This window comes from Pseudomonas sp. ASL7 (genome assembly GCF_056680375.1).
Map to the genome: position 1 here is coordinate 1089988 of NZ_CM155279.1, position 25814 is coordinate 1115801.

22 protein-coding genes and 1 pseudogene are annotated in these 25814 nt (G+C 61.3%); 13 read left to right on the forward strand and 10 right to left on the reverse strand.

Going from position 1 to position 25814, the window contains the following annotated elements:
• The first annotated feature begins 74 nt into the window (after positions 1 to 74).
• From AC1MDT_RS05085 to AC1MDT_RS05120, 8 genes are all read left to right on the forward strand, one after another.
• Entirely contained in the window at positions 75 to 857 is a 783-nt protein-coding gene (locus AC1MDT_RS05085) for an ABC transporter permease (protein WP_480420995.1), read from the forward strand.
• On the forward strand, positions 857 to 1705 hold the full coding sequence (locus AC1MDT_RS05090; RefSeq protein ID WP_480420996.1) for an ABC transporter ATP-binding protein: 849 nt from the start codon (positions 857 to 859) through the stop codon (positions 1703 to 1705). Before AC1MDT_RS05085 ends, AC1MDT_RS05090 begins: the two co-directional genes overlap by 1 nt.
• A complete protein-coding gene (locus tag AC1MDT_RS05095; protein WP_480420997.1) occupies positions 1702 to 2664 on the forward strand; it encodes a HEAT repeat domain-containing protein in 963 nt (320 codons plus the stop codon). The genes AC1MDT_RS05090 and AC1MDT_RS05095 overlap by 4 nt, the downstream gene beginning before the upstream one ends.
• Positions 2661 to 2936 carry a DUF971 domain-containing protein gene (locus AC1MDT_RS05100; protein WP_480420998.1) on the forward strand — a complete coding sequence of 92 codons (276 nt, stop codon included), beginning with the start codon at positions 2661 to 2663 and terminating at the stop codon, positions 2934 to 2936. The genes AC1MDT_RS05095 and AC1MDT_RS05100 overlap by 4 nt, the downstream gene beginning before the upstream one ends.
• A gap of 164 nt (positions 2937 to 3100) precedes the next feature.
• Positions 3101 to 3718: a transcriptional repressor LexA gene (lexA, locus tag AC1MDT_RS05105; protein ID WP_480420999.1), complete on the forward strand. Its 618-nt coding sequence runs from the start codon at positions 3101 to 3103 to the stop codon at positions 3716 to 3718.
• On the forward strand, positions 3718 to 4335 hold the full coding sequence (gene imuA, locus AC1MDT_RS05110; RefSeq protein ID WP_480421000.1) for a translesion DNA synthesis-associated protein ImuA: 618 nt from the start codon (positions 3718 to 3720) through the stop codon (positions 4333 to 4335). Before lexA ends, imuA begins: the two co-directional genes overlap by 1 nt.
• Positions 4336 to 4342: 7 nt before the next feature.
• Complete coding sequence (locus AC1MDT_RS05115; protein WP_480421001.1) at positions 4343 to 5758, forward strand: Y-family DNA polymerase; 1416 nt, start codon at positions 4343 to 4345, stop codon at positions 5756 to 5758.
• On the forward strand, positions 5734 to 8832 hold the full coding sequence (locus AC1MDT_RS05120; RefSeq protein WP_480421002.1) for an error-prone DNA polymerase: 3099 nt from the start codon (positions 5734 to 5736) through the stop codon (positions 8830 to 8832). Before AC1MDT_RS05115 ends, AC1MDT_RS05120 begins: the two co-directional genes overlap by 25 nt.
• 107 nt (positions 8833 to 8939) lie before the next feature.
• Here the strand turns inward: AC1MDT_RS05120 and AC1MDT_RS05125 are convergent.
• From AC1MDT_RS05125 to AC1MDT_RS05155, 7 genes and pseudogenes are all read right to left on the reverse strand, one after another.
• Positions 8940 to 9182: pseudogene (locus tag AC1MDT_RS05125) on the reverse strand (hypothetical protein); the annotation flags it as partial.
• On the reverse strand, positions 9170 to 10669 hold the full coding sequence (locus AC1MDT_RS05130; protein WP_480421003.1) for an amidohydrolase family protein: 1500 nt from the start codon (positions 10667 to 10669) through the stop codon (positions 9170 to 9172). The gene AC1MDT_RS05130 and the pseudogene AC1MDT_RS05125, both read right to left, overlap by 13 nt.
• On the reverse strand, positions 10666 to 11862 hold the full coding sequence (locus AC1MDT_RS05135) for an amidohydrolase family protein (RefSeq protein ID WP_480421004.1): 1197 nt from the start codon (positions 11860 to 11862) through the stop codon (positions 10666 to 10668). The genes AC1MDT_RS05130 and AC1MDT_RS05135 overlap by 4 nt, the downstream gene beginning before the upstream one ends.
• A 157-nt stretch (positions 11863 to 12019) precedes the next feature.
• Entirely contained in the window at positions 12020 to 13072 is a 1053-nt protein-coding gene (locus AC1MDT_RS05140) for an extracellular solute-binding protein (protein ID WP_480422706.1), read from the reverse strand.
• A gap of 26 nt (positions 13073 to 13098) precedes the next feature.
• A complete protein-coding gene (locus AC1MDT_RS05145; protein ID WP_480421005.1) occupies positions 13099 to 13887 on the reverse strand; it encodes an ABC transporter permease in 789 nt (262 codons plus the stop codon).
• Positions 13884 to 14801, reverse strand: coding sequence for an ABC transporter permease (locus tag AC1MDT_RS05150; protein ID WP_480421006.1), 918 nt, complete (start codon positions 14799 to 14801; stop codon positions 13884 to 13886). The genes AC1MDT_RS05145 and AC1MDT_RS05150 overlap by 4 nt, the downstream gene beginning before the upstream one ends.
• Before the next feature lies 1 nt (position 14802).
• Entirely contained in the window at positions 14803 to 15888 is a 1086-nt protein-coding gene (locus AC1MDT_RS05155; RefSeq protein ID WP_480421007.1) for an ABC transporter ATP-binding protein, read from the reverse strand.
• Positions 15889 to 16028: 140 nt separating this feature from the next.
• Between AC1MDT_RS05155 and AC1MDT_RS05160 the strand changes: the two genes are divergently transcribed.
• From AC1MDT_RS05160 to AC1MDT_RS05170, 3 genes are all read left to right on the forward strand, one after another.
• The gene (locus tag AC1MDT_RS05160; RefSeq protein ID WP_480421008.1) at positions 16029 to 16718 is read left to right on the forward strand and encodes a GntR family transcriptional regulator; all 690 of its coding nucleotides are present in this window, start codon (positions 16029 to 16031) and stop codon (positions 16716 to 16718) included.
• Between the two features lie 213 nt (positions 16719 to 16931).
• Positions 16932 to 19043, forward strand: a complete 2112-nt coding sequence (locus AC1MDT_RS05165) for a hybrid sensor histidine kinase/response regulator (protein WP_480421009.1) — start codon at positions 16932 to 16934, stop codon at positions 19041 to 19043.
• A gap of 143 nt (positions 19044 to 19186) precedes the next feature.
• Positions 19187 to 21823, forward strand: a complete 2637-nt coding sequence (locus AC1MDT_RS05170) for an excinuclease ABC subunit UvrA (RefSeq protein WP_480421010.1) — start codon at positions 19187 to 19189, stop codon at positions 21821 to 21823.
• Between the two features lie 119 nt (positions 21824 to 21942).
• On the opposite strand, the gene AC1MDT_RS05175 is transcribed toward AC1MDT_RS05170, so the two are convergent.
• The gene (locus AC1MDT_RS05175) at positions 21943 to 22464 is read right to left on the reverse strand and encodes a DUF4142 domain-containing protein (RefSeq protein WP_480421011.1); all 522 of its coding nucleotides are present in this window, start codon (positions 22462 to 22464) and stop codon (positions 21943 to 21945) included.
• Between the two features lie 216 nt (positions 22465 to 22680).
• On the opposite strand from AC1MDT_RS05175, the gene AC1MDT_RS05180 reads away from it, so the two are divergent.
• Together AC1MDT_RS05180 and AC1MDT_RS05185 are read left to right on the forward strand one after the other, a co-directional pair.
• Positions 22681 to 22923 (forward strand): DUF465 domain-containing protein, encoded by a 243-nt coding sequence (locus AC1MDT_RS05180; RefSeq protein ID WP_480421012.1) that lies wholly within the window; start codon positions 22681 to 22683, stop codon positions 22921 to 22923.
• Positions 22924 to 23020: 97 nt separating this feature from the next.
• Positions 23021 to 23245: a hypothetical protein gene (locus tag AC1MDT_RS05185; protein WP_480421013.1), complete on the forward strand. Its 225-nt coding sequence runs from the start codon at positions 23021 to 23023 to the stop codon at positions 23243 to 23245.
• A 175-nt stretch (positions 23246 to 23420) separates the two neighbouring features.
• Here AC1MDT_RS05185 and AC1MDT_RS05190 read toward each other — a convergent pair whose 3' ends face one another.
• Positions 23421 to 24515 (reverse strand): SMP-30/gluconolactonase/LRE family protein, encoded by a 1095-nt coding sequence (locus tag AC1MDT_RS05190; protein ID WP_480421014.1) that lies wholly within the window; start codon positions 24513 to 24515, stop codon positions 23421 to 23423.
• Entirely contained in the window at positions 24512 to 25657 is a 1146-nt protein-coding gene (locus AC1MDT_RS05195) for an SRPBCC family protein (RefSeq protein WP_480421015.1), read from the reverse strand. Before AC1MDT_RS05195 ends, AC1MDT_RS05190 begins: the two co-directional genes overlap by 4 nt.
• Positions 25658 to 25814: the final 157 nt, after the last annotated feature.

Genomic DNA, 25814 nt, shown 5'->3' on the forward strand with positions numbered 1-25814 from the left:
GTCGACAACCATTTAGCTGACACACCTTCGCGAGCAGGCTCGCTCCCACAGGATCTGGGTTGAGAGGAATTATTGTGTACCGATCATATGCACGCTGGATCCCCAGAGCCGCCTCCTTGCTGCTCTGCCTTCTATTCTGGCAACTCGCCGCGAGCCAACACTGGAACCTTGGCCTGGTCACCTTCGCCAACGTCCCGACCCCGCTGGCAGTTATCGACGCAGCCCTCGGCCTCGGCGAATCGGGCAAACTCGCCCAGCACCTGGGCAGCAGCCTCAGCCGGGTCTTCTCCGGTTACATCGCGGCGCTGGTCATCGGCATCGCCCTCGGCCTGGCCATCGGTCGCTCGAAATGGGCCGAAGACTTATTGCTGCCACCGCTGGAAGTCCTGCGCCCGATCCCGGCAGTCGCCTGGATTCCTTTGGCCATCCTGATGTTCCCGTCGTCTGAAATGTCGATGGTCTTCATCACCTTCACCGGTGCGCTGTTTCCGATCCTGCTCAACACCGTGCACGGCGTCGAGGGTGTCGACCCACGGCTGATCGCCTCGGCCAAAAGCCTCGGGGCAGGGCGACGGGCGATTCTGCGGGAGGTGATCCTGCCGGGCGCCGCGCCGAGCATCATCACGGGCCTCGCCATTGGCATGGGCACTTCATGGTTCTGTCTGGTGACCGCGGAAATGATCGCCGGCCAGTACGGCATTGGCTATTACACCTGGGCGTCCTACACCATTCAGAACTACGCCGACATCGTCGTCGGCATGTTGCTGATCGGCGTTCTCGGGATGGGCAGCAGCCTGCTGATCAAACGTCTGGGCGGGTTGTTCACGCCCTGGCATCGACCACGAGGAAAAACCTGATGAGCGCTTTTCAGCACCCTGAAGGGCGAATCGATATTCGCCAACTGTCCATCAGTCTGGGGGAGGGCAGCGCTGCTTTCGAAGCCGTGCAAGGTCTGGACTGCCAGATCGACCCTGGCCAGTTTGTCTGCATCCTGGGACCCTCCGGTTGCGGCAAATCCACTTTGCTCGGCGCGCTGGCCGGACACCTTCAACCGCGCGCCGGCACGCTCAAAGTCGATGGCGCGCAGGTCTCTGGCCCATCACCGCAACGCGGTATGGTGTTCCAGCACCACACGTTGTTCCCCTGGCGAACCGTGCGTGACAACGTCGCCTTCGGCCTGAAAATGCGCGGCATCGGCAAAACCGAACGCCACCAAGCCGCCGACGAAATCCTCGCGCTGGTGGGGTTGGAAGGCTTCGCCGATCGCTGGCCGGATCAGCTCTCCGGCGGCATGCAGCAACGGGTGGAAATCGCCCGGGTGCTGATCAATCGCCCACGGCTGTTGCTGATGGACGAACCCTTCGGCGCCCTTGATGCCCTGACCCGGCTGAACATGCAGGCGCTGTTGCTGGACATCTGGACGCGGATTCGCACCACCGTAGTGTTCGTCACCCATGACATCGACGAAGCACTGTTCCTCGCCGACCGCCTGCTGGTCATGAGTTCGCGCCCCGGCCGGATCATCGAAGACCTGTGCCTCGATTTCCCGCGGCCACGCACCACCGACCTGGTGACAAGCCATGAGTTCTCCCGCTTGAAGCGCCATTGCCTCCAATTACTGCGTCATGAAGACGGTCGGCAGTTGCCACGCCTGAACCCTCTCGGACTTCCCCCTGAAAACAAACTGCCGCGATTTGCCCTATGACCTCTCTATTCGATGTAACCGATAACGATGACATTCTTGCCCTGCAACCACGCCTGACCGATAACGATCCCGGTGTGCGCCGGATTGCCCTGATCGAACTGGCCGATCTTGAAGAGCCGGACGGCTTGCTTTGGCTGGTCAATCGACTGGCGCAGGACCCGACCGAAGAGGTCCGCGCCGAAGCCGCACGATTGCTCGAAGCCTGGGAGGACGAGTCAGTCGTCGAAGCGTTGTGCCAGGCACTGACCGATCCATCGCCGGCCGTGCAATCCGCCGCCGCGCAAAGCCTCAGCTTGCTGAAAAGCGAAGCGGCGGGTCGGGTGATTCTGCCGTGGACCGGGCATGCCGAGATCTCGGTGCGCATCGCCGCGTTCAGAGCCTTGCGCGAGTTACGTTTCCCCGATGCCGCGGCGGCAGCGCTCATTGCCTTGAACGACGTAGACGCCAGTGTGCGCCGCGAAGCGGTCGGCGTACTCGGCTGGCTCAAACAACTCGATGCGTTGCCGGCCTTGGCCCGATTGGCCAGCCAGGATCCGGACACCGAAGTCCGCCGCGCCGCCACCGGTGCTTTGGGCCTGGCCTGCGACGCTCAAGTGCTGCCGGCACTGCGCCAGGCGTTGCAGGACGAGGCCTGGCAAGTCCGCGAGGAAGCCGCCACCACGTTGGGCAAGGTCGGGCATGCCGACGCCGGTCCGGCATTGGTCGAGGCCTTGAACGACGATTACTGGCAAGTTCGCCTGCGCGCCACCCGCAGCCTCGGCCGCTTGCGGTACGCTCCGGCCCTGCAAGCGTTGATCGAAACCCTCGGCCACCGCATCAGCAACCTGCGCAAGGAAGCCGCCCTGGCCCTCGGAGAACTGGACGATAAAGGCGCCATCGCCGCCTTGGAGGCCGCACAAGATGACGGCGACCCGGAAGTGCGCAAAGCCGTGCGCATCGCCCTGAGTCAGCTGCAATGAACCCGCTGGCGATTGGCAATTCCCAGGGCAAACGGCAGTTGCGGTTGAACTGGCCGGACGGACGCGAGCAGTTGCTAGATCATGCGCAATTACGCCGTCAGTGCCCGTGTTCGCAATGCCGGGCGTTTCGATTGAAAGGCCTGATGCCGATGGTCGACGCTCGGGTGCGAGTGACGGAACTGAACGCGCAGGGCTACGGCCTGCAACTGATCTTCAGCGACGGCCACGAACGCGGCATCTACCCCTGGTCCTATCTCTCGGGACTCACCTGAAACCTGTGTAGGAGCGAGCTTGCTCGCGATGGACGTGAACAATAACGCGTACTGTCTGGAAAAATGCGTCGCCTTCGAATTCCTCGCGAGCAAGCTCGCTCCTACAGGAGGAAGTGGCTGAGCTGACTGGCGGCGCTTGCCAGCAAAAAGCCGAAAGAGTACAAATGTACTCCATGACCACTCTCACTCCCCGCCGTACCGCCATCCTGACCTTTATCCGCGATCGAATCGCCGAACATGGCCAGTCTCCGAGCCTCGCAGAAATCAGCGAGGCGTTCGGCTTCGCCTCGCGCAGCGTGGCGCGCAAGCATGTGCTGGCGCTGACCGAGGCCGGTTTCATCGAGGTCAACCCGCATCAGGCCCGGGGCATTCGTTTGCTCGGACAACCGGCGCGTCCCGAACTGCTGGACATTCCGGTGCTGGGCCGGGTGGCGGCGGGGGCGCCGATCGGGGCCGACGCCGAGGTCCATAGCCGGTTGATGCTCGACCCGTCGATTTTCTCGCGGGTGCCGGACTACATGCTGCGGGTCCAGGGTGATTCGATGATCGAGGATGGCATTCTCGATGGCGATCTGGTGGGTGTGCACCGCAGTCCCGAGGCGATCAACGGCCAGATTGTTGTGGCCCGACTGGACGGGGAAGTCACCATCAAGCGGTTTGAACGGGTCGGCGACGTGGTCCGGTTGCTGCCACGCAACCCGGCCTATCAGCCGATCATCGTCGAAGCCGATCAGGACCTGGCCATCGAAGGGGTGTTCTGCGGGTTGGTGAGGCAAGGGTGATGGGTGCCGTCGTTGCGCTGGATACGCTGTTCAATGGCGGCCAGGTCTGGAAGGGCCGGCCTGCGCCACCGACTGTCAGCCCGCAACCCACCGGGCATGCCGCGCTGGATGCGGCGTTGCCCACCGGTGGCTGGCCGGAAGCGGCGCTGACCGAAATCCTTTTGGCCGGGCAAGGCGTGGGCGAGTTGCAACTGGTGTGGCCGGCACTGGCGCGGCTGTCGGCGGCGGGCGAGCGCATCGTGCTGGTGGCGCCGCCTTACGTGCCGTATCCCCTGGCGTGGCAGAACGCCGGGGTCGATCTTCGGCAGTTGTCGATCATCCAGGCCAGCGAGCGCGATGCGCTGTGGGCGGTGGAACAATGCCTGCGTTCGGGCAGTTGCGGCGCGGTGCTGTGCTGGCCGCACAAAGCGGATGATCGGGCGTTGCGTCGCTTGCAGGTGGCGGCGGAAACCGGCTCGACCCTGGCGTTCGCCTACCGTTCGATCAGTGAAGCGATCAACCCTTCGCCAGCGGCCCTGCGCATCGCCATCGATGCCCAACCTGCGCAATTGCGCGTGCTCAAGTGCCGCGGCGGGTTGGCGCGTTCGGCGCCGATTGCCTTTCCTGTGGGGCATTGAGGTTGCCATGCGCTGGGTTTGCATACTTTTCCCGCAATTGGCGCTGGACGCGGTACTGCGTCAGCGTGCCGACCCCGATGAGCCGCTGGCGCTGCTGACCGGCCCGGCCCAGCGTCGGGTGTTGCAAGCGGTCAACGCTTCGGCACGGGCGCTGGGCTTGCGTCCGGGCCAATCGATGACCGCCGCGCAGGCCTTGAGCAAAGGTTTTGTCACGGCTGAGTACGACGTCGCCGAGATCGAACACTGGCAGCAGTTTCTGGCCGCTTGGGCTTACCGCTTCAGTTCACAGGTCAGCGTGCATTACCCGCGTGCCGTGGTGTTTGAAATCGAATCCAGCCTGGGGTTGTTCGGGCCCTGGCCGCAGTTCGAGGCGCGGTTGCGCACCGAACTCGGCGAGCTGGGTTTTCGCCACCGGATTGTTGCCGCACCGAACCCGGTGGCTGCGCGGGTATTGGCCAATGCATATGACGGTCTGGTGGTGCCCGACGATCAAGCTCTGCAGCACCACCTCGGGCAGTTGCCCGTCGACCGGATCGCTCTGGAACCGGCGGTGGCCACGGCGTTGTCGCGGATGGGGTTGCGCACCTTGAGCCAGGTGCAGGCGTTGCCTCGTCATAGCCTGGCCCGGCGTTTCGAGGCGCAGGTGCTCAAGCATCTGGACGCCTTGTTCGGCACGCGGCAACTGGCGCTGGCGTTTTACTTGCCGCCGGACCGCTTCGATGTGCGCATCGAGCTCAATTTCGATGTGCAGTCCCATCAGGCGTTGCTGTTTCCTTTAAGACGCCTGACCAGTGATTTGTCGGCGTTCCTCTGCGGCCGGGACAGTGGCGTCCAGCGTTTCGACCTGCACCTGGAACACGCCGGGTTGCCGGATAGCGTGATCAAGGTCGGTCTGCTCAGTGCCGAGCGCGATCCGGCGATGCTCTTCGAGCTGGCCCGGGGACGGCTGGAGCAGGTCCAGGTCGAGGCGCCCGTCCGGGGTTTTCGTCTGCGCGCCGAAGATCTGCCGAGCTTTGTCCCGCAATGCCAAGCGCTATTCGACGACCGCCCGCAGCAGTCATTGCCCTGGGAGCAACTGCGCGAACGCTTGCGCGCGCGGCTCGGGGATGACGCGGTGCAGGGCTTGCGGTTCCAGGCGGATCACCGACCGGAGTGTGCGTGGCAGGCGCGTGCCGATAGCCAGCCCTGTGCGGGGTTGTCAGGTGTGCAGCGTCCGGGCTGGTTGCTGACGCAACCGCAGGCGATCCACGAAGGCTCGACGCGCATCCTCATGGGGCCGGAGCGTATTGAGTCCGGTTGGTGGGACGGTGCCGACGTTCGCCGCGACTATTACCTGATCCGGACCCGTACCGGCCAGCAGGGCTGGGCCTATCGCACGGTAGGCGAGGGCGGTCCCTTGTGGCTGCAAGGCTGGTTCGCATGAGCGTCGAGTATGCCGAGCTGCACTGCCTGTCGAACTTCAGTTTCCAGCGCGGTGCTTCCAGTGCCCTTGAGCTCTTTCAACGGGCGAAACAGCAGGGCTATCAGGCCCTGGCGATCACCGATGAATGCACATTGGCCGGCATTGTTCGCGCCTGGCAAGCGGCCAGGTCCGTTGAGCTGTCGCTGATCATCGGCAGTGAAATCCGTATCGAGAACGGCCCGAAACTGGTGCTGCTGGTGGAAAATCTCGAGGGTTACCAAAACCTGTGCCGATTGATTACCCGAGCCCGGCGCCGCACGCACAAAGGCCAGTATCAAGTCGTGCGCGAAGACTTCAGTGAACCCTTGTCGGGTGTGTTGGCGTTGTGGGTGCCGGACACGGTCGATGATATGGCCAACGGTCACTGGCTGAAACAGACCTTCGCTGAGCGCCTGTGGCTGGCGGTGCAGTTGCATTGTGGCCAGGATGATGCCCGACGGCTGGCCGCACTGCTGACCCTGGCCGGCGACCTGCGAATTCCGGCAGTGGCCAGTGGCGATGTACACATGCACGCTCGCGGGCGGCGTGCCTTGCAGGACACCATGACCGCGATCCGTCATCACCTGCCGGTGGCCGAGGCCGGGTTACGCTTGCACCCCAATGGCGAGCGTCATTTGCGCAGCCTTGATGTGCTGCAATCGATCTACCCGCCAACACTGCTGGCTGAAACCTTGACCATCGCCCGGCGCTGCACCTTTGACCTCGGCCAGCTGCGTTATCAGTATCCCCGGGAGTTGGTGCCGCAAGGTCATAGCGCCGACTCCTGGCTGCGCGAACTGACCGAGCGTGGCCTTCGCGAGCGCTGGCCCGAAGGCGCGAGCGAGAAGGTGCGCAGATTGATCGACAAGGAGCTGGGGCTGATCGCCGAGCTGGGTTACGAAAGTTATTTTCTCACCGTGCAGGACATCGTCGCCTTCGCCCGGCGCCAGAAAATTCTCTGTCAGGGGCGAGGCTCTGCAGCCAACTCGGCGGTGTGTTTCGCCTTGGGCATCACCGAGATCGACCCCGACCGGATGAACATGCTGTTCGAGCGCTTTCTGTCCAAGGAGCGCAACGAACCGCCGGACATCGACGTCGATTTCGAGCACGAGCGCCGCGAAGAGGTCCTCCAATACGTGTTCCAGCGTTACGGTCGCACCCGGGCGGCGCTGACCGCCGTGGTCAGCACTTATCACGCTGCCGGGGCGGTGCGCGACGTGGCTAAAGCGTTGGGTTTGCCGCCGGATCAAATCAATGCCCTGGCCGATTGCTGCGGTCACTGGAGCGACCAGACACCGCCTGTCGAGCGCCTGCTTGAAGGCGGGTTCGACCCCGAGAGCCCGGTGTTGCGTCGGGTACTCAGCCTGACTCAACAGTTGATTGGATTCCCCCGGCACCTGTCCCAGCACCCCGGCGGCTTCGTGATTTCCGAACAACCATTGGACAGTCTGGTCCCAGTGGAAAACGCCGCGATGGCCGACCGCACTATCATCCAGTGGGACAAGGACGATCTCGACGCGGTGGGGCTGCTCAAAGTGGACATTCTGGCCTTGGGCATGCTCAGCGCGATTCGTCGCTGTTTCGATTTGCTGCGCCGTCATCGCCATCTGGACTTGAGTCTGGCGACGGTGCCCTCCGAAGACTCACTGACCTACGACATGATCGGCCGTGCCGACACCATCGGCGTGTTCCAGATCGAGTCCCGGGCACAAATGTCGATGCTGCCCAGGCTCAAGCCCCGTCAGTTCTATGATCTGGTGATTGAGGTGGCGATCGTTCGGCCCGGACCTATTCAGGGCGGCATGGTGCACCCGTACTTGCGGCGGCGAAACAAGGAGGAGCCCGAGACCTATCCGTCCCCGGCACTGGAAGCCGTGCTCAAGCGCACCCTGGGCGTGCCGTTGTTTCAAGAACAGGTGATGCAAATTGCAATCGTCTCCGCCGACTACAGCCCCGGGGAGGCCGATCAATTGCGGCGCTCGATGGCCGCCTGGAAACGCCACGGCGGGCTCGAACCGCACAAGGAACGTCTAGCCGCCGGGATGAAAAAAAACGGCTACACGGCCGAGTTTGCCGCGCAAATCTTCGAGCAGATCAAAGGCTTTGGCAGCTATGGTTTTCCCGAGTCCCACGCCGCCAGTTTTGCTTTGCTGACTTACGCCAGCTGCTGGTTGAAATGCCACGAGCCTGCGGCCTTCGCCTGTGCGCTGATCAACAGTTGGCCGATGGGTTTTTACAGCCCGGACCAGATTCTGCAGGACGCGCGGCGGCATCATTTGCAGATTCGCCCGGTGGACGTGCGGGCCAGCGACTGGGATTGCGGCCTTGAACCGGTCATTGGTGCACAGCCGGCGATACGCATGGGGATGCGGATGATCAAGGGCTTTCGCGAGGACGATGCCCGACGCATCGAAGCGGCGCGGTCCAGGGGTGCTTTTGTCGACATTGCCGACCTTGGCGAACGGGCGCAGCTCGATGCGCGTGCGCAAGAACAATTAGCCGATGCCGGGGCGCTGCGCGGGCTGGCGGGTGACCGGCATCGGGCGCGCTGGGAAGTGGCGGGTGTGCAGAAGCAACTCGGCTTGTTCGCCGGCTTGCCGAGTCAGGAAGAAGACGCGGTGTCGTTGCCCAAACCCACGGTGGGCGAAGACCTGCTGGCGGATTACAACAGTGTCGGCACCACCCTCGGGCCGCATCCGCTGGCGTTGCTGCGGGCTGAATTGAAAGCCCGGCGCTGCCGCAGTTCAAAGGAATTGATGACGGTCGAACATGGACGCCCGGTCAGCGTCGCCGGGCTGGTGACCGGTCGACAACGTCCGGGCACTGCCAGTGGTGTAACGTTTGTCACCCTTGAGGACGAGTTCGGCAACGTCAACGTCATTGTCTGGCGCGACCTGGCCGAACGACAGCGGCAGGTGTTGGTCGGCTCGCAGCTGCTCAAGGTCGATGGTCGCTGGGAAAAGGAAGGGGAGGTGCGGCATTTGATTGCCGGACGTCTGAGTGACCTGAGCCCGTTGCTCGACGGCATTAGCGTGCGCAGTCGGGATTTCCACTGATCCGTACCCCTGCTGAATGCAAAACCTGTGGCTGTCGCAGATCCCCTGTGGGAGCGAGCCTGCTCGCGATGGACGTCCGGACAACGCAGTTCGTCAGGCAATCCGCATTATCGTTGATGTTTTTCGCGAGCAAGCTCGCTCCTACATTTGACCTCGGGCCAAAACCTTTCCCCGCCCCCCGGCGCGTCCGTCCACGCCTGCAACGACCGCGTCGGCAAATCAAAATAATCCCGCGTGCGCGCATACCCATGCCCACCCATCCGCCCAATCGCATCGAGTCCCAGCTGATCGATGTACAAGGTTTTCGGGTCGATCAGTTCATCCCGAACATGCGCCATCAGTACTTCCCCAAGGGAAGGGGATCAATCGCGCTCAACGGCACGTGTGCGCTGTAGTCGTCAGCGAACGGGATGGCCGGTTTGAAAAGCGCCTTCCAGTTCGGTCTGCCAAAGGCTCGGTCGCTGTGACTGCGCATCAGTTTTTCGAATTGTTGTTGCGCCTGGCGTTGCAAGGCGGCGTAGTCGATGCCTTGGACCTGGCCATCCTGCATCACGCAGCGGCCGTTGATGTAGCTGGCGATGCAGTCGTCGCCGCGCCCGGCGAGCACCAGGTTTTTCAGCGGGTCAAACAGCGGCCCGAGGTGCAAACCGCGGAGATTGAACACCGTGATGTCGGCCTTCGCTCCCGGCGCCAGACGGCCGAGATCGTCACGGCCCAAGGCCTTGGCACCGCCGAGCGTGGCGGCGTTGTACAGGTCGAGCGTGCTGGTCAACGCGGCGCTGCCCTCCATCAAACGAGCGATGTTCAACCCCTGGCGCATGTTCTCCAACAAGTCCGCCGGCCAGGTGTCAGTGCCCAGTGCGAAGTTGATGCCCTTGGCCCGATAGCGCCCGAAGGAGTTCAGCGCCTCGCCGTCCCGGGCAAACACCACCGGGCAATGCACCAGACTTGCGCCGCCATCCACCACACGTTGCAGGTCGTCATCGCCATCGGTGTAAATGCCGTGAGGCAATAGGCTACGTGGGGTCAACAGGTCCAGTTGCTGCAACCAACCCAGTGGCGACGTGCCGCGCAGTTGCTCAACCATCGCCACCTCACCGAGCCCCTGGCAGCAATGCAAACGCATCGGCGCGTTCAGTTCCCGGCTCAGCGCGGCGGTGCGTTTGAGCAGCGCCGGGGTGCAGGTCTGGATGCGATCCGGCAGCAATGCGCCGCGAATCAAACCGTCGTGCGTGCCGTCGAAATCGTTGAAAAAGCGACAAGCCGCATCGAGTCCGGCCATTCCTCGGGGTTCATCCCAGTGATGCCCCAAGGTGCCGTCGGCCCGCCAGTAACTCATGCCGCTCATGTAGCAGGGGCCGAGGTAAGCCCGCAGCCCCAACTCGGCAGCGACGCCGACCACCGCGGCAAACTCGTCGTAAGTCTCGGCCCACTCACGGTAGTACATCGACGTGATTGGCATGGCCGTGGTGATGCCATTGCGAATCAGCTGAGTGAACGCATAGCGGTATTTGAAGACTTCTTCATCCGCGGTGTAACTCTCCCGTGGACCCGCCGCCAGGTAGTCCTCGGACCACATCCGGCCCATGTCGCGTTCATCGCCGTTGTCCAGCGTCAGCACTGTGGAATCAAGATCCCCCAGCGCATCCAGATCGATAAAGCCGGGGCCGATCAACGCATTGCCGTAGTCGATCCATTGATCTACCAGCCCCCGATAGTCACGGCCCACAAACACAATGCGCGAGCCTTCGAACACCACTTCGCCGTCGCGCCACAACACGTGTTGCGCGCCGTCGAATCCCACCACGCAAGTGGCTTTAAGGCCGATGCGCTTCACAAACGGCTTTCCAGCAGCCGGCCACCGGAGGCAATCAATTCGCCGCCGCGATAGACCTGCCGCACGGGACGCGAAACCACCGCTTCACCCAAGGTTTGCACCGGCATCAGCAAAAAGTCCGCAGGCCGGCCAATCTCCAGTCCATAACCCTCACAGCCCAAGGCCCGGGCACCGTTTATCGTTGCCGCCTCAAACGCCGCCGCCAGTTCCTCGTCCTTGTTCAAGTCAAAACGGAACGCCAAGAGCATTGCCCGCTCCAGCATGTCGCCGTTGCCCATGGGTGACCAGGCATCGCGAATGCCGTCCGAGCCCAGGCACACATTCACCCCGGCCTCACGCAGCGCGAGGAACGGCGGCACCGCGCAATCGGCCGGTGCCGAGCTCATCAGCGAAATCCCCAGGGCCGACAATCGCTCGGCCACCGGTTTGATCTGACTCCACGGCAACATCCCAAGGCAGTACGCGTGACTGATCATGACCCGGCCCTGACGGCCGAAGCGCTCGGTGTAGTCGGCGATCAGCGCGATCTGCCACAGGCCCAGTTCACCTTTGTCATGCAGGTGAATGTCGACGCCACGGTCGAATTCGCTGGCCAGTTTGAACACGAAGTCGAGCTGGGCGATGGGGTCGTTGTCGATGCCGCACGGGTCGAGGCCACCCACATTCTCCACGCCCAGGGCCATGGCTTCGCGCATCAGTCCGGCGGTGCCGGGCCGGCTGATCAGGCCGGTTTGCGGGAACACCACCAGTTGCAGGTCGATCAGGTCGCGGTAGCGCTCGCGCAATTGCTGCATGGCCTCGACATGGCGCAGGCCGAAATCAGGGTCGATGTCGACGTGGCAGCGCAGGGTCAGCGACCCGCGGGCGATGCAGTTTTCCAGCAGGGCGCCGGCGCGTTGGGCAATCGGTGCGTCGACTTCACGCAGGACGCGGCGCTCGTTGCTGATGTAGTCCTTCAAGGTCGGGCCGGCGCTGTTCGGGCGCCAGGGTTGGCCCCAGAGGGTTTTGTCGAGGTGGACGTGGCTTTCCACCAGGGCGGGGGTGAGTAGCTGGTTTTGGCCGTCGATGTCGGTGGGGGCCAGGGCCGCAGTTGATGCCGGACGACGCTGTTTGAACAGGCCGTCTTCCAGAAGCAGGTCTTCGGCGGAGGAACCGTAGGGCCGCACATTGCGCAGCCAGCGGGGATGGGTCATTTTGAACCTCGAATTTTAGGGTGTTAGGGCGGGCCTCATCGCGAGCAAGCTCGCTCCCACAGTGGTTTTGTGTTGAACATGGAATATGTGAACAACCTAATACCCTGTGGGAGCGAGCTTGCTCGCGATGGCCGCGACTCGGTCTCAAGCCAGGTAATCAGCCCTTGAGCTTCGCCCAGATCCGGTCCTGCAGTTCCCGCGCCTTGTTACTGCACTCTTTCTCAGGCCGCAGGCGCGAGGCGAACTCTTCAGGCATGTTGATGGCGTCCATAACCCGCCATTTGGCGTCGATTAGCTTGTCGCTCTGGATCCCGTTGTCATAGGCGATGGCATTGGACACGGCGGCGGCGTTTTCCGGTTTCATCATCCAGTCGATGAAAATTTTCGCGTTGCCGGGGTGCGGTGCGCTTTTCGGTACGGCGAAGTTGTCCTGGAACATCGCCAGGCCTTCACGTGGATAGACGTACCTGATCGTGCTCTTCTGCAACGTGGCCCGGGCGGTAGAACCGTTCCAGTTCTGCATCATGATCACTTCACCGGACGCCATGCGGTCGACGGTGTTGTCCGAGCTGTACATCTTCAAGAACGGTTTCTGTTTTTGCAGCAGTTCCAGAATGCGCTTGGCGTCCTGCGGGTTTTCGCTGCACTCGTCGACGTTCAGGTAATGGCTGGCAGCGTTGATCACACTGCTGGAGGTGTCGAGGGCGGCGAGTTGTCCTTGCAGTTCCTTGCGCGGTTCGAAGAACTCTTTCCACGAGTCGTCCAGTTTGCCGCCGGGCACGCGCGCGCTGTCATAGGAGAACCCGGTGGTGCCCCACAAATACGGTGCCGAGAACTTGCGGCCGGGATCGAAACTCGGGTCGCGAAAGGCGGGTTTGACGTACTGGAAGTTGGGCAGGGTCGAGGTGTCGATTTCCAGCAACAGGTCCTGATTGATCAATGTGCGCATGATCGATTGGGAGGGCACGATCACGTCATACGCCGCGCCGCCGGCCTGCAACTTGGCCAACAGGGTTTCGTTGCTGTCGTAGCCGTCCATGGTGACCTTGATGCCGGTTTCCTTTTCGAACTTGGCCAGCAAATCGACCGGGTAGTAATCGGTCCAGTTATAGAAGAACAGCTCCTTGGGCTCGGCGGCCTGCGCGGTAAAAACAGTGAAGCAACTGAGGGCCAGACCGGCGACGCCATAACGCATGGTTTTCAAGATCATCGCTTTACGCTCCAGAAGGGAAGGACTCATTGGTTTTTGCCGCGCTGTCCCAGCCAGAAGGCCAGCACCACCAGCACGATGGAAATCACCAGCATCAAGGTCGAGATCGCGTTGATCTCCGGCGTCACGCCAGCCTTGATCGCCGAGAAGATGTACACCGGCAAGGTGGTGGAACCCGGACCGGCCACAAAGAATGTCATGATGAAGTCGTCGAGGCTGACCACGAAGGCCAGCACCGAACCGGACAACACCGCCGGCCACAGCAGCGGCAACGTCACCCGGTGAAACACCTGCCAGGGGTTGGCGTACAGATCGTTCGCTGCCTCCAGCAGACTTTTGTCGAGGTCGTTGAGCCGCGCACGAATCGGCAGGTAAGCGAAGGGAATGCAGAAGCCGATGTGTGCAACGATTACCGTCAGCAAACCGAGCTTGATTCCCAGTGCCATGAACAGCAGCAAGGTGGCCACGGCCGTGACGATCTCCGGCAGGATCAGCGGTAAGTTGATCCCGCCTTCGACCATCTTCTGCCCGTAAAACGGCCGGTAAGTCGCCAACGCCGCGAGCAACGCAATGGCCGTGGCGCAGGCCGTGGCGATACTGGCGACAATGATCGAGTTCAGCGCCGCCGTCTGGATCGACGGGTTCGCCAGAATTCGTCCGTACCAGGCGAACGAGAACTCGGTCCACACCGTCGCCGAGCGATTGGCGTTGAAGCTGTAGGCAATCAGCACCAGGATCGGCAGGTACAAATAGGCCAGGATCAGCAGGCTGACTTCGCGGGTCAGCGGCAGTTTTTTCAGGTGCAGGGCGATCATGCGGTGGCTCCCCGACGAAGCGTTTTTGCCGCGCTGCGGCTATAGAGGGCGTAAAGCACCAGGGACAGCAGGAGAATTCCCAGCAGCAGGAACGACAGCGAACTGCCCAGCGGCCAGTTGCGCGCGGTGCCGAACTGTTGCTGGATCAGGTTGCCGATCATCAGCGTCTTGCCACCGCCGAGAATCGCTGGGGTGATGAAGGCGCCGAGGCTCGGCACGAACACCAGCAGCGCACCGGCAATCACCCCCGGCATCGACAGCGGCAGGATGATCCGCTTCAACGCGTGCCAGCGATTGGCACCGAGGTCGTAAGCGGCTTCGACCAGACGCCAGTCGAGTTTTTCCAGAGTCGAGTAGATCGGCAAAATCATGAACGGCAGGAAGCTGTAGACCAGCCCGACGCTGACCGCGAAGTCGTTGTAGAGCAGGGTGATACCGCCGGCCTGAGGGAACAGCGCGTTGAGGCTTTGGGCGACCCAGCCCTGCTCGCGCAGGATGATCAGCCACGCATAGTTGCGGATCAGCAGGTTGGTCCAGAACGGAATGGTGATCAGCAAGACCATGAGGTTGCGTCGGCGCGGTGTCAGGCTCGACATCCACAAGGCCACCGGGAAGCCGAACAGGAAACACAGTAACGTGGTGCCACCGGCCTGGAACACCGAGCGCAACAGCGCTTGGGCGTACACCCAGTTCAACTCCAGTTCACCGTCGAAACCTTCCTGGAAAAACAGCTGCACGTAGCTTTGCAATTGCCAGTTGGCCTGCCAGTCGACACCGCCATACACGTTGCGCGGCAGCAGGCTGATGTAGCCCATGATGCCCAGTGGAATCGCGATCAGGGCCAGCAAGGTCAGAACCACCGGGCTGAGTAACAGCGCGCGGTTGAGGGCGGGAGAAGTGCTGCTGACGCTCATCTCAGGCCTCCATCAACAGGCAGGCGTGGGGCGGCAGGTTGACCGCCACGCGGTCGCCGACCACCCGGCCGCGGTCCAGGCCTTCGTTGTTCTCGCGCAGCATGACCTTGATGTCGTTGTTCAACCGGCACTGGTAAAGGGTGGCGGTGCCGACATACAACACCGCTTCGATCACCCCGCGCAGATGATGCGGCTGCGCCAGGTCGACCAGTTGCGAACGTTCCGGGCGGAACGCCAGTTGCACTTTTGCGCCGTCGAAGCCTTGAGCCGGGCAGGGGATTTCCACCGGCATGCCGCTGGGCACGAAGAGCTTTTCGTTCTGCTGGCCGCGCTTGAGGTGGCCGGGAAGGAAGTTGATGTCGCCGATGAACTGGGCGACGAACTGATGCCTGGGTCGTTCGTAGATTTCGTTGGGGCTGCCGATCTGCAGGATCTTGCCGGCGGACATCACCGCGATGCGATCGGACAGCGTCAGGGCTTCTTCCTGATCATGGGTGACGAATATAAAGGTGATCCCGGCTTCCTTCTGCACGCGCTTGAGTTCGACCTGCATTTCCTTGCGCAGCTTGAGGTCGAGTGCCGACAGCGGTTCGTCCAGCAACAACACTTTGGGTTTCGGCGCCAGGGCACGGGCCAGAGCCACCCGTTGCTGCTGACCACCGGACAACTCGGCGGGTTTGCGCTGGGCCAGGTGCTGCATTTGCACCAGTGCCAGCATCTCATCAACGCGCTGCGCAATTTGCTTGTGATCAAGACCCTGCATCTCGAGGCCGAAGGCGATATTCTGCGCAACACTCATGTGCGGAAACAGTGCGTAGCTCTGGAATACCGTGTTGACCCGGCGCTTGAACGGCGGCAGGTCATTGACCGGTTCGCCCGCGAGACGGATCTCGCCCTCACTGACCTGTTCGAAGCCGGCGATGGTGCGTAGCAAGGTGGTTTTGCCGCAGCCGGAGGGGCCGAGCAGGGTGAAGAATTCATTGTCGGCAATGTCGACTGAAACGTTGTCGAGGGCTGGAGCCAGTCCCGGATCGTCGGAATACCGCTTGGAGACGTTACGCACTTCGATTGCTATTGGTTGACCCATAATGGTGCAATCCTCTAATTATTGTATGCAATATCTGGATGCAATTTAGAAATACCCGGATTAATCTGCTCGTGCAACCCCCTTTTGCAATGGCTGTCATCCGCCACGGGTTGGTTGTTTAGCGCTAAAGGAGTGTTCGAATGGCGGAGAAGAAACTGGAAACAACGGTCGATCGCGTCTACCAAGGGGTTTACGAGGCGATCAGCAAACGTTCATTACGTCCGGGCATGAAGCTCGGCGAGGCATCGTTGGCCGAACTTTTTAATGTCAGCCGGACATCGGTTCGTGCCGCGCTCAAGCAATTGGAAGCCGATGGCCTGGTCACCACCGAACCCAACAAGGGTGCGTCGGTGTCATTACCGAGTGACGAAGAGATTCGCTCACTGTTCGAAACCCGGCGCCTGATCGAGATCGGCATCGTCAGCGAACTGTGCCGCCGACGTGATACGGCAGTGACCCAGGACTTGCGCGATCACCTGTTGCTGGAAGATGAAGCGCACCGCAGTGGCGACCATGAGCGGCTGATTCATCTGCTCGGCGAGTTCCACATCAAGCTCGCGCAAAGCCTGAATAACCCGGTGTTGCTGGACTGGTTCCAGAAGCTGATTTCCCGTGCCTCGCTGTACGCGGCTGCGCTGGATGACGACAGCCACGAAGCTTGTCGCGATGACGAACACCTGCGGCTGATCGAGTACATCGAGGCCGGCAACCAAAGCGCCGCCATCGAACTGACCTGCATGCATTTGAACGGCATCGAGAAAGCCATCCTCGACGTCGCCGCCACGCTGAAAACCGGGTACCACCCGCTCAAGCACTTGATCGATGTGTAGGTGCAGGGTGTAGGAGCGAGCTTGCTCGCGAAGGACGTTAACGAAGACGCGGACTACCTGGATGAACGCGGCGCCCTGACTTCCATCGTCGGAACGCCGCCCGGAGCAAGCTCGCTCCTACGAGGAGGTGAATCAGCTATACCTCTATGAAACCATTGGCGAGCACGATGCTCGAAACAAACGGGCGCAATTAAACGGACACAGAATCAGTCGATGCGGTTTCTAGACGATAGTCACGGGTGTGCGGGTTGGAACGGTGAAATGGCCGGGCGAATTCGCGCGTTCGATTGGAGCTTGACCGAGCTTGGCCCTATCGACTCTTGGCCCAGGAGCCTGAGCGCTGCGGTGCAGTTGATGCTCGCCTCGCCACTGCCGTTGGTGATGCTGTGGGGCCGGCCCGGTTACATGATCTATAACGACGCTTACTCGATATTTGCCGGTGGCCGTCATCCTTACCTGCTGGGTTGCCCGGTGGAGCTGGGCTGGCCCGAGGTCGCCGAGTTCAATCGGCATGTGGTCGACACGTGCCTGGCGGGCGGCACCTTGTCCTATACCAACAAAGTTCTGGTGCTGTTGCGCGATGGCGTCCCCGAAGACGTCTGGATGGACCTCCATTACAGCCCGGTCGCCAATGACGACGGGGCGCCGGCCGGGGTCATGGCGATCGTGGTCGAAACCACTGACCACATGATTTCCGAACGCCGACGCCTGGCCGCCGAAGTGGCCTATCGTGCCGACAACGAACGGGTGCGCCTGGCGCTGAATGCCGGTGCATTGCTCGGCTCGTTCGTCTGGGACATCAAGGCCAATGTGCTGTCCGGTGACGACCGCTTCGCCCGCACGCTTTCCTACCCGCCCGATCAGGACCTGACCGACCTGCCCATCGAAATCGCCGAAGCGCGGATCCATCCGGACGACCGCAGTTGGGTCCAGGAACAGGTCATTCAATCGATGGCAACCGCTGAACCGTTTAACGCCGAATACCGCGTCCTGCGTCCGGATGGCAGTTACTCATGGGTGCTGGCGAGTGGCTGTTGCGAGTTCAATGCGCAGGGCGAGCCGTTTCGATTTCCCGGCGTGTTGATTGACATCCATGAACGCAAAATCGCCGAAGAATCCTTGCTCAAGTTCACCCGTAATCTGGAACAACGTGTCGCCGACGAAGTTGACGCGCGGCTGGCGGCCGAAGAGCAATTGCGCCAATCCCAGAAGCTCGAAGCCATTGGTGGGCTTACCGGCGGGGTGGCCCATGACTTCAATAACCTGTTGCAAGTGATCGCCGGCAACCTGCATTTGCTGGCGCGACACGAGCCAGACAACGCCAACGTGCAGCGCCGGGTCAGCGCTTCGATTGCCGCCGTCGAGCGCGGCGCAAAACTGTCCTCGCAATTGCTCGCGTTCGCGCGTCGCCAGTCATTGTCGCCGGCCGTCTTCATTGCGCGGCAGATCTTCGAAGGCCTGGCAGAACTGTTGCAGCGGGCGCTGGGAGAAACCATCCAGATCAACGTGACCACGCCGCAAGAGCCCTGGCACCTCTATGTGGATCGCAACCAACTGGAGAACGCCATTCTCAATCTGGCGATCAATGCCCGTGACGCGATGAAAGGTGAGGGGACCATCGGCCTGAGCGCCGAAAACATCAGCCTCGATCACCATTTTTGTGCAGGCAAGGGCATCGTCGCCGGCGACTACGTCTGCGTTACGGTGACTGACACCGGTGTCGGCATGTCACCGAAGGTGCTCGCACAGGCTTTCGAACCGTTCTTCACCACCAAGGCCGACGGCCAAGGCACCGGCCTGGGACTGAGCATGGTGTTTGGTTTCGTCAAACAGAGCGGCGGGCATATCGAGATGTCCAGCATCGAGGGGCAGGGCACTCGGGTGCAGCTGTATTTTCCCCGCAGTCTGCGTCCGTTGCAGAGTGAAACGAAGAGCCAAGATGCGCAGCACCGAGGTGGACACGAAACCATTCTGGTGGTCGAGGACAATGAAGCGGTGCGGGTCTCGGCCGTGGAACTATTGCGTGAAGAGGGCTATCAGGTACTGACCGCCACCAACGGCGATGCCGCCATGCAGAGGTTGTTGGAAGGCGTTGCGGTGGACCTGATTTTCACCGACGTGGTCATGCCGGGGCTGATCAAGAGTTCCGACCTGGCCGCCTGGGCCAAGGTGCAGACGCCACCGGTGGCGGTGTTGTTCACCTCCGGTCACACCCGTGACATTATTTCGCGCAATCACCAACTCAGCCCCGATACGTATTTGCTGAGCAAACCCTACGGGCCAGAAGCACTCACCCGAATGGTTCGCACAGTCCTGAACGGCTGAGCACAATCCAAATTGTGGGAGCGAGCTTGCTCGCGATAGCTGTCTGCCAGTTACATTGATGTTAGATGTGCCACCGTCATCGCGAGCAAGCTCGCTCCCACATTGGGTCGGTGTTTTTTTCGCTAGCTAACTAAGGCCATTCGATGACGTCCAAGCGCACCTCCACTCCACCCTCCGGCATGGTCAGGGTGCGCGGCGCCCGGGAACACAACCTCAAAAACGTCGATGTCGACATCCCACGGGACGCCTTGGTGGTGTTCACCGGTGTCTCCGGTTCCGGGAAGTCGTCGCTGGCGTTCTCGACCCTATACGCTGAAGCACAGCGCCGCTATTTCGAATCCGTGGCGCCGTATGCGCGCCGGTTGATCGATCAGGTCGGGGTGCCGGACGTCGACTCCATCGAAGGCTTGCCACCCGCTGTCGCCTTGCAGCAACAGCGCGGTACGCCGAGCACGCGGTCTTCGGTGGGCAGTGTGACCACGTTGTCGAGCCTGATCCGCATGCTGTATTCCCGGGCCGGCAGTTACCCGCCGGGGCAACCGATGCTGTATGCGGAGGACTTTTCGCCGAACACGCCTCAGGGCGCGTGCTCCGAGTGTCATGGCCTGGGCCGGGTGTACGAAGTCACCGAAGCGCTGATGGTGCCCGATCCGAGCCTGACCATTCGCCAGCGCGCCGTCGCTTCCTGGCCCACGGCCTGGCAGGGGCAAAACCTGCGCGACATTCTGGTCACCCTGGGTTATGACGTCGACAAACCCTGGCGCGATCTGCCGAAAAAACTGCGCGACTGGATTCTTTTCACCGAAGAAACACCGACGGTCCCGGTGTATGCCGGGCTCACACCGGCTGAAACCAAAGTCGCCCTGGAGCGCAACATGGAACCGAGTTACCAAGGCACGTTCACCGGTGCCCGGCGCTACATCCTGCATACCTTCAGTCATTCCCAAAGCGCGCTGATGAAGAAGCGCGTCTCGCAATTCATGCTCGGCAGTCCTTGCCCTTTATGCGACGGCAAACGCCTCAAGCGCGAAGCGTTGTCGGTGACCTTCGCCGGGTATGACATCGGCGAGCTGTCGCAGATGCCGTTGTTGCAAGTGGCGCACGTGCTCAAGCCGGTGGCCGCTCACAGCTACCTCGAACAGGCGGATGAGGCGGGCGAGGTGCTGACCCACACTCAAACCCGTGAGGCTCGTGAGCAGCGCGTGGCCCACGGCGCCAGTGGGCACGGCAATGCTCCCGATGTGCGCCACACGCCCAACCTGTCGGTGGAAAAGCGCCTGGCCGCACAACGCATTGCCCAGGACTTGCTGGAGCGGGTCAGCACGCTCACCGATCTGGGACTCGGTTACCTGGCGCTGGAGCGCAGCACGCCGACGTTGTCGTCCGGTGAGTTACAGCGGCTGCGCCTGGCGACGCAATTGGGCTCACAGCTATTCGGTGTGATCTACGTGCTGGATGAACCGTCGGCCGGTCTACATCCGGCGGATGGCGAGGCGCTGTTCGAAGCGCTGCAACGCTTGAAAGCCGCTGGCAACACGTTGTTTGTGGTCGAGCACGACCTGGAAACCATGCGCCGTGCCGACTGGCTGATCGACGTCGGCCCGGCGGCTGGCGAGCATGGCGGTCAGGTTCTGTACAGCGGGCCGCCGCCAGGGCTGGCGGCTGTGACGAACTCACAGACCCGCGCTTACCTGTTCGCCCAGCACGTAACCGAGCCCCGAATCAGCCGCAAGGCAACCGATTGGCTGCGCCTGGAAGGCATCACGCGCAATAACCTGAACAACCTCAGCGCCGAGTTTCCATTGGGCTGTTTCACCTCGGTGACCGGTGTTTCCGGTTCCGGTAAATCGAGCCTGGTCAGCCAGGCGCTGCTGGAATTGGTCGGTGCACATCTCGGGCGTGCGGCCAGTGACAGCGATGCCGAAGCATTGAGCCTTGAGGACGATGCACCGCAAGTCAGCGGCGGTCAGGTCACGGCGGGGCTGGACTCGATCAAGCGCCTGGTGCAAGTCGATCAGAAGCCCATCGGTCGCACGCCACGCTCGAACCTCGCGACCTACACCGGCCTGTTCGACAACGTGCGCAAGCTGTACGCGGCGACGCCCCAGGCACAGTCCGCGGGTTACGACGCGGGCCAGTTCTCCTTCAACGTCGCCAAGGGCCGTTGCCCGACCTGCGAAGGCGAAGGCTTTGTCAGCGTCGAATTGCTGTTCATGCCCAGCGTTTACGCGCCATGTCCGACTTGCCACGGCGCTCGCTACAATCCCGAGACGCTGGCGATTATCTGGCAGGGCTTGAACATCGCCCAGGTGTTGCAGTTGACAGTGGATGAAGCGGTCGAGGTGTTCGCCGAGCAACCGGGCATTCGCCGTTCGCTAGAAGTGCTGCGGGATATCGGGCTGGGTTACCTGCGCCTGGGGCAGCCCGCGACCGAGTTGTCGGGCGGTGAAGCCCAGCGCATCAAACTGGCTACCGAGCTTCAACGCAATCAGCGTGGGGCGACGCTTTACGTACTCGACGAGCCCACCACTGGCTTGCATCCACGCGATGTCGATCGTTTGCTTGAACAGTTGAATACGCTGGTGACAGCAGGGCACACGGTAATCGTCGTCGAGCATGAAATGCGCGTGGTGGCGCAGAGCGATTGGGTGATCGATATCGGACCGGGGGCGGGGGATCAGGGTGGGAAGATTGTGGTGGCGGGGACGCCGGAAACAGTCGCCAAAAGCAAAAAGAGCCGGACGGCGCCGTTTTTGGCCAAGGTGCTCGGCAAGGGTTGATTGGGGAGTGTTTTCGCTAGCCCCTTCGCGAGCAGGCTCGCTCCCACATGGAATTGCGATCAAATGTGGGAGCGAGCCTGCTCGCGAGGGGGGCCTGTCAGGCACCCTCAAAACCCGGGCTACTTGCTTGGGTGTGCGGCCTGCAGTTTTTTTGCCATATCCAGATGTTTTTCCAGCGCAGGTAACGTTTGTTGTGCGAAACCTTTCAGCGCCGTGGCCCCTGCGACTCTGTCGTCGGTCACCGTATTGGCTTCTTTCTTGAATAGTTCGATGGCTTCTTCGTGAGCCTTGACCTGATTGTTGGCGTAGGCCGCATCGAAGGACTCATCACGCATGTCGAGTATTTTTTCCTTGGCCTGTTTCACCAGCGTCGTGTTGTCCGGCACTTTGATGTCATGTTTTTTCGCCAGCGCCGCGAGTTCATCGTTGGCCTTGGAATGGTCGGTGATCATCATGTTGGCAAATGCCTTGATGTCGGCCGATGCGCTTTTTTCCAGGGCGAGTTTGCTGGTTTCGATCTCCGCAATGCCACCGGCGGCCGCATTATCGACAAAGTTATTCGAGGTGGCAGCACAGGCCAGGCCCATGTTTGTGCTCAAAGCGACGGCCAGCGTGAAGTGGCGCAGGGTCAATCCGTCCATTGGTTATTCTCCAGACAGTTTTTATGGTTGATCGAGTGATCGTTATTCAATGGAGGCGGACGCTGAGACAAAGGTTTTATCGCAAATGCAATATGACGACGAACGGACACCGCTGGTCCGATAGGCGGTCGACAGAACCGGTTAACCGAGGCCATTCTGATAGTTGGTGAACGCAATCGATCGCGTTTGCCACCGATCAACAAACGGAGGTGTTCCATGCCGGTGCCACACGACCTTTATCAGGACTTGAAACTTTCAAAGGAAGATATCCAGCAAAGACGCACCAAGGATCCGTTATTGGATTCACTGATCAACAAGTATTCGCAAGCGGACGCTGAGGTGGTAAAGGCTGAAACCGCCAAAACGGATGCACCCACTGACGACGCGCTGAAAAAACTCAAGGAAAAACGCTTGCTGGTCAAGGACAAGATCGTCCAGCAACTCCAGGCGCCGTCCTGAACCACCGACGACCGGTGACTGAATAATTGGAACGGCAATAAATACCGGCACCTCGAATGAATAGAGTCCGAATTTACGGCTCCATGCGAGGTGCCTCATGAGCGGTCCGAAATTTCCCAGTGAAGAACAGGGCGGGTATGACCCGATCCCGACTCATCCCGAGCCTCTGAGCCCAGGACGCACTGCCGTTCACCCCAAAGATGAAGCGGGAATCGACGAATTGCCGGCCGACGAAGGTGCCGCATCGCTTGATGAGGACGACACCACCGCCATGGACCCCGAGCGGGTGCTTGAAGAAACGGATAATGCGGGATCCCGCTGATCCCATGACCCTGTAGTAGCTGGCGAAGCCTGCCTTCGGCTGTGTGTAGGGGCGAGCTTGCTCGCGATGGTCGTTCAGCCACGGAAAATGTGTTGGATGTCCTTCTTCGCGAGCAAGCTCGCTCCTACACACAGCCGAACGCAAGCTTCGCCAGCTGCTACAGGCCGAGTCATTGTTATGGGTTGTTTAGTGCCTTGCTCAGCGGCAACCGGGCCATGTGTTTGGCCTTCAATGACCCGAAATACAACCAGTCGCCGTACTCGCGCACGGTGGTGATCGGCGAATAGTTGTCGCTGCTCCCGTCTTGCAAGTTGGCGATCACTTTACCGTCCACATCCAGCCCCAACGCGAACGCACGCTTCTCCACTGGTTTGGGCAGGAAGGTCATCGCCCGCACAAGCATCTTGCGCACGAACGGGTGTGGCGCCATGGAATCGAGCAATGCATTGCGCGGTGCATACAGCGCCACCCAGAAGCGATCCCGGCCATTGAACGCGAGGTTGTCCGGCAGCCCCGGTAAATTATCGATGAACAGGTCGTGGGTTTTGATCTTCGGCCCGCTCAACCAGTAGCGACTGATGCGATAGGCACCGGTTTCGTTCACCAGTACGTAGGCCTCGTCCGGCCCCAGGGTCACACCGTTGGCAAACTCCAGTTTGTCCAGCAGGACTTCGGTCTTGCCGGTCTGGAAGTCATACCGAAGCAAGCGGCCGTCGCCGCCGTGTTCGATGATGGCCTCGCCGTCCTGGCCGTAGCCAAAGCGACTGGAAGCATCACTGAAATAGGCGTAATGCCCGGACTTGTCGATGGCCACATCGTTTGTGAAACCGAAGGGCACACCGTTGGCGGCGTTGGTCAATGTAATCAACCGGCCCTGGGCATCCAGCGATAGCAAACCCTTGACCCCATCGGCGATCACCAGCAACCCGTTGGGGTGGCGAGCCAGTCCCAACGGGCGGCCGCCGGTATCGGCCAGGACCTTGGTGATGGTGCCGTCGAGGTTGGTACGAATCAACCGACCGTCATGCAGACCGGTGATGAGGAAGTTGTCTTCCAGCAGCAATGCTTCCGGACCGTCGATATTAGGCGCACCGACACGTTTCATGCCTTTGAGGCGCTGGTTGTCGGCGTAGATTCCACTGGTGAGGGAAGGCGCCGGTGGCGGCGTCCAGGCCACCGGTTGCACCTTGGTCGGCATCAGCAGCAGGAACCCGCCGATGCCAACGATTACCAGCAACAAGACGTGGCGAAACTTCACGGATCGTTTCATGCGGGGACTCCTGTCGGAGCAAGGTGTTTTTGCGCCATTTCGCACAAGGCCAGCATCGATGCAGCCGACTCATGATCGATGCGCCGCTTGAGCAGCAGTCGGTTGGCAATGCTCATCAGCAGGCCGCTGAACTGATACTCCAGTGTGCGAACAAACCGTGTGCCGTTACCGTCGCACTCGCATTCATAAGTTAGCGTCAATGACAGGCCATTGTCGCCCTGAGCGCGCCCACTCCAACGACGTCCCGGCAGATACTCGTCAACCACCCAACTCAAATGCCCCTCACGCCCGCCGGCCCGGATCTCTTCTTCGAACCGCGCCCCGGCATGCAACGGGCCTCGCGGTCCCTCGACCTTGAGGGACGACGGATGCCATTGCGGCCAGAGGGTCACGGTGCTGGCGTAGGCGAGCACGTCAATCGGATTTGCGGCAATGTCGATCTGATGCTGCAGGCGGGTCATGACGGTTCTCGTCGGGTGTGGGGCGATCGGCTCCGGCTCCCAGTAGAGGGTGCCGAACAGGTAGTCCATCAGCGGAAAAACGATGTTGAAATTGCGCGTCTGCATCAGCTCGCGGCGGTGATGCAGTTCATGCAGGCGGCGCATCTGGCGGATCCACGGCAGGCGGGCGAGTGGATTTTTGGGTGGCAAGTGCTCGCAGGCATGGAACACTTCATAGGCCAGGTAACCGAGAATCAGGCAGCCGCCGAACAACCCGGCGACGTTGGTATCGAACTGCTCGAGCAGCCACCACAAGGGCAGGGTGATCACTGCGGTGTGCAGCACGATCAGCCAGGCCGGAAACAGAATCACCCGCCAGTCACGGGGGCTGTCGCAGGTCATGTACCCCGGGGCGAAAAAACTGTGATGGTCGCCGGCATGTCGGGCATAGAACATCCGCGCGAAGCTTTTTTTGTGATGCCCTAGGTGCCGATGCACGCTGTACACGCCGAAGTTGAAAAACAGTAGGGTCAGGGGCAGTGCCGTCCACTCCAGTGGCCTGACGTGGTGCACCGTGTTCCAGAATCCCGCGATGGCCAACAACCCGAACAGCAGCACAAATGTGCCGTGCAACCATGGGTTGTAAAACCGATGAATGTCGGCGCGATAGCGGCTGCGGAATGCTTCGGTGGTCTGCCTCACTGCAATCACCTGTATTTTGTTGTTATCTCCAGCAGATTAGTCGATCCCGGCGTTTCGGCTGGCTGAACCTGCAACACAAACACCATGACCCGCTGTAGGCCGAATGCTGGTCAAGGTTCAGCACCGCTGCTGCCTGACGCACTACACTGCAACCGTC

Coding starts and splice junctions, on each gene's coding strand:
- AC1MDT_RS05160 (WP_480421008.1), top strand. CDS start 16,029: ATGGCGGAGAAGAAACTGGAAACAACGGTCGATCGCGTCTACCAAGGG.
- AC1MDT_RS05170 (WP_480421010.1), top strand. CDS start 19,187: ATGACGTCCAAGCGCACCTCCACTCCACCCTCCGGCATGGTCAGGGTG.
- AC1MDT_RS05155 (WP_480421007.1), bottom strand. CDS start 15,888: ATGGGTCAACCAATAGCAATCGAAGTGCGTAACGTCTCCAAGCGGTAT.
- AC1MDT_RS05145 (WP_480421005.1), bottom strand. CDS start 13,887: ATGATCGCCCTGCACCTGAAAAAACTGCCGCTGACCCGCGAAGTCAGC.
- AC1MDT_RS05100 (WP_480420998.1), top strand. CDS start 2,661: ATGAACCCGCTGGCGATTGGCAATTCCCAGGGCAAACGGCAGTTGCGG.
- AC1MDT_RS05090 (WP_480420996.1), top strand. CDS start 857: ATGAGCGCTTTTCAGCACCCTGAAGGGCGAATCGATATTCGCCAACTG.
- AC1MDT_RS05185 (WP_480421013.1), top strand. CDS start 23,021: ATGAGCGGTCCGAAATTTCCCAGTGAAGAACAGGGCGGGTATGACCCG.
- AC1MDT_RS05115 (WP_480421001.1), top strand. CDS start 4,343: ATGCGCTGGGTTTGCATACTTTTCCCGCAATTGGCGCTGGACGCGGTA.
- lexA (WP_480420999.1), top strand. CDS start 3,101: ATGTACTCCATGACCACTCTCACTCCCCGCCGTACCGCCATCCTGACC.
- AC1MDT_RS05190 (WP_480421014.1), bottom strand. CDS start 24,515: ATGAAACGATCCGTGAAGTTTCGCCACGTCTTGTTGCTGGTAATCGTT.
- AC1MDT_RS05150 (WP_480421006.1), bottom strand. CDS start 14,801: ATGAGCGTCAGCAGCACTTCTCCCGCCCTCAACCGCGCGCTGTTACTC.
- AC1MDT_RS05135 (WP_480421004.1), bottom strand. CDS start 11,862: ATGACCCATCCCCGCTGGCTGCGCAATGTGCGGCCCTACGGTTCCTCC.
- AC1MDT_RS05095 (WP_480420997.1), top strand. CDS start 1,702: ATGACCTCTCTATTCGATGTAACCGATAACGATGACATTCTTGCCCTG.
- AC1MDT_RS05180 (WP_480421012.1), top strand. CDS start 22,681: ATGCCGGTGCCACACGACCTTTATCAGGACTTGAAACTTTCAAAGGAA.
- AC1MDT_RS05140 (WP_480422706.1), bottom strand. CDS start 13,072: ATGATCTTGAAAACCATGCGTTATGGCGTCGCCGGTCTGGCCCTCAGT.
- AC1MDT_RS05165 (WP_480421009.1), top strand. CDS start 16,932: ATGCGGTTTCTAGACGATAGTCACGGGTGTGCGGGTTGGAACGGTGAA.
- imuA (WP_480421000.1), top strand. CDS start 3,718: ATGGGTGCCGTCGTTGCGCTGGATACGCTGTTCAATGGCGGCCAGGTC.
- AC1MDT_RS05175 (WP_480421011.1), bottom strand. CDS start 22,464: ATGGACGGATTGACCCTGCGCCACTTCACGCTGGCCGTCGCTTTGAGC.